8 protein-coding genes and 2 riboswitches are annotated in these 10,148 nt (G+C 45.6%); of the genes, 7 read left to right on the forward strand and 1 reads right to left on the reverse strand.

Features of this window, described 5'->3' with window-relative positions; genetic code table 11:
- Positions 1 to 39: 39 nt before the first annotated feature.
- A complete protein-coding gene (locus BEP19_RS15095) occupies positions 40 to 1,752 on the reverse strand; it encodes a DUF4430 domain-containing protein (protein ID WP_170145397.1) in 1,713 nt (570 codons plus the stop codon).
- A 133-nt stretch (positions 1,753 to 1,885) separates the two neighbouring features.
- A riboswitch (cobalamin riboswitch) is annotated at positions 1,886 to 2,078 on the reverse strand.
- Positions 2,079 to 2,206: 128 nt separating this feature from the next.
- Positions 2,207 to 2,359: riboswitch (SAM riboswitch) on the forward strand.
- A gap of 131 nt (positions 2,360 to 2,490) precedes the next feature.
- On the opposite strand from BEP19_RS15095, the gene metK reads away from it, so the two are divergent.
- The 7 genes from metK (at position 2,491) to BEP19_RS15130 (ending at position 10,093) form a co-directional block, all read left to right on the forward strand.
- Positions 2,491 to 3,699 (forward strand): methionine adenosyltransferase, encoded by a 1,209-nt coding sequence (gene metK / locus BEP19_RS15100; RefSeq protein WP_120190771.1) that lies wholly within the window; start codon positions 2,491 to 2,493, stop codon positions 3,697 to 3,699.
- 422 nt (positions 3,700 to 4,121) lie between these two features.
- Positions 4,122 to 5,291, forward strand: coding sequence for a sensor histidine kinase (locus tag BEP19_RS15105; protein ID WP_245983627.1), 1,170 nt, complete (start codon positions 4,122 to 4,124; stop codon positions 5,289 to 5,291).
- Positions 5,292 to 5,312: 21 nt separating this feature from the next.
- A complete protein-coding gene (locus tag BEP19_RS15110; protein WP_120190773.1) occupies positions 5,313 to 6,014 on the forward strand; it encodes a response regulator in 702 nt (233 codons plus the stop codon).
- A 56-nt stretch (positions 6,015 to 6,070) separates the two neighbouring features.
- Positions 6,071 to 6,502 (forward strand): glycosyltransferase family 2 protein, encoded by a 432-nt coding sequence (locus tag BEP19_RS15115; protein ID WP_120190774.1) that lies wholly within the window; start codon positions 6,071 to 6,073, stop codon positions 6,500 to 6,502.
- A 279-nt stretch (positions 6,503 to 6,781) separates the two neighbouring features.
- Positions 6,782 to 8,413 (forward strand): ATP-dependent helicase ComFA, encoded by a 1,632-nt coding sequence (locus tag BEP19_RS15120; RefSeq protein ID WP_120190775.1) that lies wholly within the window; start codon positions 6,782 to 6,784, stop codon positions 8,411 to 8,413.
- On the forward strand, positions 8,410 to 9,105 hold the full coding sequence (locus BEP19_RS15125; protein WP_120190776.1) for a ComF family protein: 696 nt from the start codon (positions 8,410 to 8,412) through the stop codon (positions 9,103 to 9,105). Before BEP19_RS15120 ends, BEP19_RS15125 begins: the two co-directional genes overlap by 4 nt.
- A 385-nt stretch (positions 9,106 to 9,490) precedes the next feature.
- The gene (locus tag BEP19_RS15130; protein ID WP_245983630.1) at positions 9,491 to 10,093 is read left to right on the forward strand and encodes a DUF559 domain-containing protein; all 603 of its coding nucleotides are present in this window, start codon (positions 9,491 to 9,493) and stop codon (positions 10,091 to 10,093) included.
- The last annotated feature ends 55 nt before the right edge of the window (positions 10,094 to 10,148 follow it).

Here is a 10,148-nt window from a genome sequence, read left to right on the forward strand (position 1 = left end):
AGAAACTAAACCCGACTGGTAGGTCGGGTTTAACTTTTGTTACTGTCTTAGTTCAATTGGAAAAGCAAGCGTCTTTCCAATGTTCATGGGATTAGTTAATTGATCAAGTAAAAGCACTTTGACTCTATAATCATCATCTTCAGATACGTTGAAAAAGGCCGACACTTCTTTTTCAGCTTCTATCGATTCTTTTAGGGATACCATACTAATTGGTTCTTCATCTTTGAATAGTTGAAAAACAATATATACAGGATCATTATCTTTATCATCGACTTGAGAGATTTTTGTAGTTATATATATTCCGCTTTCCCACTGAATCGATGCCGAATTAATCTCATAAGGTTTTAGAGCAGGAGGAATGTCTCCCGCATAGTGAATTTCACTATAGAGAGTTGACTCTCCCTTATCATAAAAAAGATTTAAAGCAGCTAACGCCTGCAATGCTTGTGGTGTTGCAAAGAGGTCTTCTTTACCGCCTTGTTTGCTGCTGAAAGCGCCGTTATCTAGTTGAAAACTTAATAGATCAGTAACAGGGTTGTTTCCATTCTTTTTTGTAAATTCAATCCCTTGTGGATCCTCGCCTGCAGCTGTTAAAGCCTGAATGACTTGCGCGGAAGATTGGCTGTTATGTCCAGTAAACATGTCGATATACCCGCCATTGTCAGCTTGCATTTCTTTCAAGACTTGAATACCTTGGTTAATTGCTTCTTCAACTTCAGGTCGATTTTTGTGTGGGGCTAAAGCATAAATTCCCATTGCTGTCATATCTACAGTCGGTTCGTCCCCAAAAAAGGTCCAACCACCTTTAGCCAGCTTCCCCTTAACAATTTGCTCAATTAGTATCTCGCGTGTCAGCTGCGTATCAGCGGTCTCTTCCGCTTTCGCGGTATCTAAAGCAATGAGAGCAAAGAAGCTAATGTTAATTGAAGGGTTCGAATAATTTTGCAATTCTTTGACTAGGTTATTTCCGCCAAAAGATGTCGGATCGTAACCTAATGATTGAATAGCTAAAATAGATTTTGGAATTTGCCCCTTGTTCGCTATTAAATTTCTATCTAGTAGAACTTCCGCGTAAGAATGATCATTGGTGGTGTAAGGACCGCGATTAATATCTTCACCTAAGGAGTTTAGCGCCAGTACTACATCATCATTTCCTGGTACCCCTTTTTCGCGGTAATAGTTAATTATTTTATTTGTAGCTTTTTCTATTTCTTGCGTCAGTACATTGGTATCTTCTATCTCCGCGTTGTCTTTGGGTTCATCGACTTCCTCTTCGTCTTGGTCCCAAGTCCCCCATTCCGTATAATACACAACGATCTCATCATCGTCTTGCACTGGGAATTGAGCCATTCCAAGGTCATAAACTCTTTCATCTAAGGTTTCATTTCGATAAACGCTATACAGCCATCCACCAGTTTCGTTCGAGATAATCTCGTTAATGGCCTCAATGTAGGGGGTGTCATACGAATGATTCACTTCGTAGGTTATATCCTCTTCATCTAAAACTTCGATCAACGCATCGTAGGCTGTAGTTTCCCGACCTTCGATATTCTCTAACGTAATCGGTCTTTCTAGGATCACGTCATCTTTGGCTTCAACACGAATTGAGACGGTTGTTGTATTCTCGGTCGTTACCTGCGCATCAACTTCTACCCCATCCGCCTTAACCAAGCCAGCTGGCGTGATCAGCGAAAAGATCATCGCAAACATGACCAACCACGAGAGCCATATATGTTTCACTTTGTAATTCATTTCTTTCCTCCTCATTTTTTGAATTAAAAAGACGCCCCTACAAAAAAAGAGGACGTCTCGATTGATCATATTACAAAATGACGCGTGTTTAGATCGCTTTCAACAGCCACTCCCTATAACCCGTAGGTGATGTGTCTATCTTTATCTAGCGGCAGGTCTCCTGACTTAGCGTCAACTCGCTTGTTTCTCCTTCCCAACCTTAATATGATCAGTGGACTTTTTGAAATAGCGATCAGCTTCACAGTGGCGGGGACCGTGTCGGAATTGTAACCGACTTCCCTTTTAAAACACGAATAAATAATGTTACCGATAGAAAAATATATGTAATTGTCTACGGTGATCATAACCTAGGGTGTTATTTTCTGTCAATATCCGATCGTTTACGACAAAGGAGCAACTGTCGGAAAAGATTGACAAGCTTTCTGGCATCCGCTATTCTTAGTCAGAACGGATACTCTTATTCCGAGAAGGCATGAGGGACTGGCCCGATGACGCCCGGCAACCTACGAACTGAATTCATATTTTTCCATAAATAGGGAAGGATAGAATGAGGCCGTGTAAGGTGCTAACCAGCAGGATGAGTTTTATTTGTCCTGGAAAATAAGAGGTAAAAAGGATTTGAACGCGATAACCTTTTTCCTCACGGGGGAAAAGGTTTTTCTTTTTTATCGCCTCTTGATTATTCGGAAAGTAACCCGTATCTATATAGCTATTTTTTGAAGGAGGTACGTGAAGTATATGGCTTTACAAAAAGGACGTCATCTTTTCACATCTGAATCTGTAACGGAAGGACATCCCGATAAGATTTGCGACCAAATTTCGGACTCGATCTTGGATGCGATCTTGGAGCAGGATCCTAATGCGCGGGTTGCCTGTGAAACGGTTGTTTCAACGGGGTTAGTGTTAGTCTCTGGGGAAATTACGACAACCTCTTATGTCGATATTCCAAAAGTGGTTCGCGAAACGATTCGCGAGATTGGTTATACGCGCGCAAAATATGGCTTTGACGCGGAGACATGCGCGGTGCTTACGTCGATCGATGAACAATCCGTTGATATTGCGCAAGGGGTCGATCAGGCGTTAGAAGCGCGTGAAGGCCAAATGACCGACGAGGAGATTGAAGCGATTGGAGCAGGGGACCAAGGGTTAATGTTCGGTTTTGCTACGAATGAAACTCCGGAATTGATGCCTTTACCGATTTCCTTGGCTCACCAATTGGCTCGTCGTTTGACGGAAGTTCGGAAAAATGGAACGCTTACTTATTTGCGTCCCGACGGTAAAACGCAAGTAACAGTTGAATATGATGGGGACAAGCCTGTTCGCGTTGATACGATTGTCATTTCTACGCAACACGATCCTGAGACAACACTGGAGCAGATTAAGGCGGATCTACATGAGCATGTGATTGGGCCAATTGTTCCCGCGCAATATTTGGATGAGGCGACGAAATACTTTATTAATCCAACAGGACGTTTTGTAATTGGTGGACCGCAAGGCGACGCGGGTTTAACCGGACGTAAAATTATCGTGGACACGTATGGTGGTTACGCTCGTCATGGCGGCGGCGCTTTTTCTGGAAAGGATCCGACGAAAGTGGACCGTTCCGCGGCGTATGCGGCGCGTTATGTGGCTAAAAACATTGTTGCCGCCGAGTTAGCCGAAAAGTGTGAAGTGCAACTCGCCTATGCGATTGGGGTTGCCCAACCGGTCTCGATTAGCGTCGACACGTATGGCACCGCTCGGATTTCAGAGGAAACGATTGTGGAATTAATTCGTAAGCACTTTGACCTGCGTCCAGCGGGTATTATTAAAGAGTTGGACCTGCGTCGTCCATTTTATCGCGCGACCGCGGCTTATGGTCACTTTGGACGGACCGATCTAAACGTGCCTTGGGAGCGAACGGATAAAGCGACATTATTAAAAGATGAAGCGAAAGCATTCGTGTAGGCTGCGATTTAAACGACAACTTTATTTTTTGAAAAGGGCAGATGAACGTATTCGTCTGCCTTTTTGCTTTTTTCAAGGCATGGAAGTAAATTTACTATGTACACTAGTAATAGAAGGTTAAACAGGTTAAGTTTTTGTGTGAGAATGTTTGCTTGAGGAAAGGCCCCCATAAATAGAAAGTCCCTTCCGAAGCATGTGGATGTAGGAGAGTCGATGCAGCTTGGGATAATCACTTTGGGCTAACTTTCCTTTTTATGGTTAGAAAAGTTAGCATTTGTTGATATTTGAGAAGCGAGTCGGTATGATTTTAACTATACTAAATAAAGATCTAGTACCTTTCTGAAGTAGTTTGGATGAATCATTTCATAACAAACAAATGAAAAAATAGTCGCGTCGTTGAGGGCGTGATGGGATAAAAGGAAGTGAGCGTAACTTTGCCATTAAATATTGATCTCACTCACTTGGATGATGTTTTAAAGAAGACGATTTCAACAGTGGAAGGCAGTAAGGGTCAAATTTTTGATATTGCCGAACAAGCGCGTCAGGAAAGTTTGTCGGCGACGCAAGAACTTGAACGAATACAACGTGATATCACGGACTTGTTAGAGTCCAACGATAGACTGGAAGAACAGTTCCAAGCGAGTCGGAGGCAGTTGGCTAATGTGAGTAGAGGTTTTGAACGGTATGAAGAAGCCGACGTTAAACAGGTGTACGATATTGCCAGTCAGCTGCAAGTAGAGTTATCGATCGCCAGGGAAAAAGAGTCTCACTTACGAACACGGCGCGATTCCTTGGAGCGACGATTGCGGAATCTGGAAGGCACCATTGAAAAAGCGGATAATATTATGGCCCAAATGCAGTTTGTGTTAACTTTTCTTTCGGGTGAGTTGGAAAATATTAACATAGCCTTTGAGTCGGCCGAAGAACGACGGATGTTCCCGATGCAGATTATCCAGGCGCAAGAAGATGAGCGTAAACGGGTCGCTCGCGATATTCACGATGGTCCAGCTCAATCGATGGCTAACGTCGTCGTTCGCAGCGAATTTGCGGAGCGTATTTTAGCTCAAGGTCGGATTGAAGAGGCCCAACAAGAATTGAAAGATTTGAAAGAAACGGTGCGCAATACGCTAGGTGAAGTGCGTAAAATCATCTTTGATTTGCGTCCGATGGCGCTTGATGATCTTGGCTTGATCCCGACGCTTCGAAAATACGTCGACGACTTTGGTCAGCGGCACCACATCGGTGTAGAATTAATAACGGGCGGAGAAGAACAGCGCTTGCCTTCCACGGTGGAAGTTGTCACGTTTCGCATGATCCAAGAGGCAATGAACAATGCGGCCAAGCATGCTAAAGCAGATCATGTCCTCGTTCGATTGACGTTTTCTCCCAATTGTGTAAATGGAGAAGTGCGAGACGATGGAATCGGCTTTGAATATAAAAAAAAGACAGGCCAGCCGTCGTTTGGTATTATGGGAATGAAGGAAAGAATGAAACTGCTACGTGGCGAGGTAGAAATAGAGTCTTCGCCAGGAGAGGGAACGAGTGTAACTTTTACCATTCCGTTGCAGGCGGAAGTAGGCATAGTAAGTTGAAAAAATAAGGGGGGATAACGAATGGAAAGCACAATTTCAATTGTCATTGTCGATGATCATCAACTTTTTCGCGAAGGCATCAAACGCATTTTAGAAATGGAACCCACTTTTGAAGTTATCGGAATCGGGTCCAATGGCGAGGAAGCGTGTCAACTAGCGGAAACGTTAAAGCCGGATGTGTTTTTAATGGACATTAACATGCCTATTATGAATGGCGTCGAAGCGACTGAGCGCATTAAAGCGATTGCGCCAGACAGTAAAGTGATCATTCTATCGATACACGATGATGCAAACTACGTTCATGAAGTTATTGCGTCAGGAGCTTCTGGTTATTTGTTAAAAGAGATGGAATCAGACGCGTTAATCGAGGCAATTCAAGTTGTCGCGGGTGGAGCGGCGTATATTCATCCAAAGGTGACGGGAAAGCTGATTACCGAATACCGACGCTTAAGCACGTTGCAAGAAGGGTCTGAAGTAGCTCATGTGGAGGTTGGGAGCGATGAGACGGGAGACAGCCCGTTCACTGCCTTAACCCCGCGGGAAAGAGAAGTATTGCAGCTGATGGCGGAAGGTCGCAGCAACAAAGCGATTGGCGATTCCTTATACATTAGTGAAAAGACCGTTAAAAATCACGTTTCAAGCATTTTGCAAAAGCTCGTTGTGCAAGACCGCACACAAGCAGTTGTTATTTCCATCAAAAATGGCTGGGTAAAAATCAGCTAACATTCACCCTCGGCTCCGTTGCGGAATATCCTAATAGCAAAAAGGGAGGGGTATCCGTGATCGCGACGCTAATCCTTTGGTTATTTGCTGTCTACGGGGTATTCACCATCCTTTTTCAATGGATGATGCGTTACAATCCGTACGCTCGGGGCCGTGAAGCATGGAAAGTCCACCTGCTCGTGCATAATTCTGAAATTTGTTTGGAAGGAGCGATTCGCTCGCTCGTTCACCTTTCGCGTCTAAAAGGACAGCCGTTACAGCTCGTCGTTTGCGACTATGGATCAACGGATCAAACAGAACGGATCTTGCGAACATTTCAAAAAGAAAACCCTTACTTATTCGATCAGATAGAAGTAGTAACAAAAGGAAGCTATTGTCTCATTTCCATGGATGAAACAGAAAAAAGGGATTTCTGGATGACAATCGATCTGCGAAGTAATGATGTACCTTCTGGCGGCGGAGGTGGAGCCACTCTTCAGACAACTTAAAATATGAATTCGTATGCATCCAATTTGGGTGTATTTTTTTTGTCCTTTTAGGCTGAAAGGGACTTTTTCATTTATCGGCAAAAATGATACCTTCAAAGGGAATTTAATTAAAACTCCATTAATACGAATGGCGAGAGGCGCGGATTTTTTGAAGCGGCATTGGAAAGTAACGTTCGGGTAAGGGCGTTGTTACGAACAATGTTTTAACGTTGTGGTGTGGGTGAGGAAAATCTGAATGTAAATTTCGCCAAAGCAAAGTGGGGTAGGGAGGGAATCATATTGTCTTTCTTTGGTTTTATTAGCTATGAGGCTAACGGAACGCGTTACCTAACTTCTGATTTATCATTTGATCTCGTTTATTGGGCATTTCGCGGGATTGAAACGATTGAGCAAGTCGGGGGTCCCGCCTCGCTTGCCTCAATTGTGGGAGGGGCTGCCGATTTGATCGAATTGCAGGGGCGTGTCGATCAGGAACAAGGTCAACGTCGGATACATTCGGTTACACTTCACTATGATCGTTATCAAACGGCAATCCTGCTTGCGGCGCGGATTCCGAAAGGTCGCGTTTTGTTGGCGGAGGAATTACGCCAAATTATTCGTCATCCGCAATGGCTGGACGGAATTCAGTATTTGTATTTGCAAGGGAAAGCAAATCTGTCGCCAGGTATTGATTTGGTAAGCGGACGATGTCAACGATGCGGACAAGGTGACATCGTTCCGACCGCATGCGCGACGTGCGGCGGACCGTGCGCTTACTGTCGATGTTGCTTACAAATGGGGCGCAGCAAAGTTTGCGCGCCGTTGTATTATATTGCTGCGGAGGAAGAAAGGGTTCAGTTCTCTGCTAGTGATCGCCAAGAGCTAGTCCGCGAGCGCCAAGCTAGGCTGCAATGGAGCGGAACATTGACCGCAGCGCAACAAGCCGCCTCGGAACAGGCGATCGATTTGATCAAAGGCGTTGGCCAACAGCTTTTAGTTTGGGCGGTTTGCGGCGCGGGAAAAACAGAGGTTGTGTTCGGGCCGATAGAAGCGGCCGCGCGACAAGGGCAAAAAATATTACTCGTTACCCCGCGCAAAGATGTTGTGCTCGAATTGACGCCGCGCCTAAAGCAAGCTTTTCCCAATTTGTCGATCAGCTCAGTCCACGGCGCCAGCAAGGAGAAATGGGTGGATGCGGAACTAACCTTATCGACGACCCACCAAGCGCTTCGCTTTTACAAAAAGTTTGATCTGGTCATCCTTGATGAGGTCGACGCCTTTCCGTATCACCAAGATCCGATGCTTTATTTTGCGGTTGAAAGGGCCAAAAAACCGACGGGTAATCTCATCTACCTTAGCGCCACGCCGCCCGACTATCTCCGCTCCATTCCTCAAGTACGTATTCCCGCTCGTTATCATCGGAAGCCACTGGCTGTACCCCACTTCTATTTTTACAAAATGCGCGGAGAGCGAGTCCCGCCCATTTTTAAGCAACTACTTGACTATTTGATCATGGAAGAGCGACAAGCGTTCGTGTTTGTCCCATATATTGAGCTCGTAGGAAAGCTAGTTAATCAACTGATTAATTTAAAAAAGGAACTGAATATTGCGGGCACCCATTCTCGTGATCCGTTGCGAGCCGAAAAAGTCACCGCTTTTCGTAAAGGGGAAATTCGCGTGTTAGTCACAACGACAATTATGGAGCGAGGTGTGACCGTGCCCCGAACAGACGTCATCGTTTTTCAGGCGGATGCCCCAATTTTTGATGAGGCTTCGCTCGTGCAAATTAGCGGTCGGACCGGTCGTTCCTTCGATGATCCGATCGGCCGTGTTGTATTTATCGCTAGGGAAAAAACGCGCGAGATGGTCAAAGCCCGTAAACATATTAAAAAGATGAACAAGCTCGCTCGAAAAAGGGGGTTGCTAGATTGAAAAATTTGCTCGAGTTATTATTCCCGACCCCACCAAGTTGCGTTTTATGTGAGCGAAAAGCGGTTCAGCGCGGTTTTTGTAAATTATGTTGGGAGAGCTTGGAGTTGATCGATGATCAGCAAAGATGTGAACGCTGCGGACGAGCCTGGTCTGAAAAAGGGACTTGCAGTGATTGTCGTCGCCGATCGGATACGTATTTCGTTTGTAACCGCAGCGCTGTCCAGTACAATGACAAAATGAAAGAGATGATCAGCCTGTATAAATTCCGCGGACTTGAATTACTCGCTGCCAGTCTGGCCCTATTCCTTGAACAAGCCTACCGAACGCATTACACCGAGCTCCATTTTGATGCGATTACCTTCGTGCCCCTCCATGAAAAAAGGCTCCAAGAAAGGGGATTTAATCAGGCGGAACAACTCGCTCGTATCTTAGGGAAGCGAGTCAATATCCCCGTTTATAGCCTACTAACTCGTATCCGCTACACCGAAAAGCAGAGCAAAAAAGGCCGCCAAGCAAGACTGGAGGTATTGGGTGAGTCATTCGCGGCGCTCCCGATTCCACCGTCGTCGCCATCGATCAAGCGCGTCCTTCTTGTCGATGACATCTACACAACCGGCTCCACCCTGAATCAATGCGCCAAAATTCTCGCCGATCAGGGCCTCCTCGTTTATACGCTAACAATTGCAAGATAGGGCGCTTTGGGGGATGGCGGAGTCGGTGAGGTGGGGGGGCGTGAGTGTCTGAGGGGCGAGAAGCCCCCTGTTGGTTGGATCGGGAGGCGATGTGAGGGGAAATTTGGGGGGAATTGGGGGGAAGCGTGGGGCGGGACAAGCTGCTTTTTTTAGAGAGCTGTGGGAGTTAGATGGCTAAGGTTATTTAGTCGGCGGCAACACTTTTTCAGAGATTCGAACGTGCTTGGGGAATCAGGGGGATCGTGGTTAGAAAGGTGGCCGTCCGCAACTTGGATTTAGCCCGCAAACTTTTGAAAATAGAAAGAAAGAGGTGAGGAACATCGGATTTGAAAAAGAATACGTAGCCTTTATTCAAAGTCATATGCGTGTGAGGAAGGGGGAACGATTGCGACGATTGACGGAAGGATCACTTTTTGCTGAAAAGTTGTTCCTAGAAAAAGTATGGTGGCCGCTGTTTCACCAATTTAACTTTTTGCATCCCGAGTATGAAGTTCAGGATTATAAAGATGGCTATCGATATCTAGATTTTGCCTATTTGCGACCCATGATCAAATTGTGTTTTGAAATCGATGGGTATGGCCCCCATATGCGCCAACTGAGCCGCTGGCAATTTATTGATCAACTAGAAAGGCAGAATCATCTCGTGTTGGATGGTTGGACCGTCATTCGATTTTCGTATGATCAAGTAAAAGACCATCCCCGCCGCTGCCAGCAAATCACGGAACAGATCATTGCCAGATTAACGGGCCACGGACTGGGTTCGCTAGAACTATCTATCGCGGAAAAAGAAATCGTGAGCTATGCGTTGCAAACAGGGAAACCCTTCTCGCCACGGGAAATTTGTCAGCTGTTAGATTTGAGCCCTAAGCCTGTAAGACGGATACTATCGGGGTTAGTTGAACAAAGAATGATTGAACCTGCGTTCACAGGGAGGGAGCGGATCCATGGATATAGATTAGTGAGGGAAACGAGGAATCCATTTCTTTAATAGATTGAAGGGAATCATGTGTCTGCGCGGTCCAGTCCTCGTGTAAGGGTCCCAT

The organism is Ammoniphilus oxalaticus (assembly GCF_003609605.1).
Lineage (GTDB): Bacteria > Bacillota > Bacilli > Aneurinibacillales > RAOX-1 > Ammoniphilus > Ammoniphilus oxalaticus.

Bases quoted from the DNA above. Each gene is read 5' to 3' on its own strand.
- BEP19_RS15095 (WP_170145397.1), bottom strand. From the start codon at position 1,752: ATGAATTACAAAGTGAAACATATATGGCTCTCGTGGTTGGTCATGTTT.
- metK (WP_120190771.1), top strand. From the start codon at position 2,491: ATGGCTTTACAAAAAGGACGTCATCTTTTCACATCTGAATCTGTAACG.
- BEP19_RS15110 (WP_120190773.1), top strand. From the start codon at position 5,313: ATGGAAAGCACAATTTCAATTGTCATTGTCGATGATCATCAACTTTTT.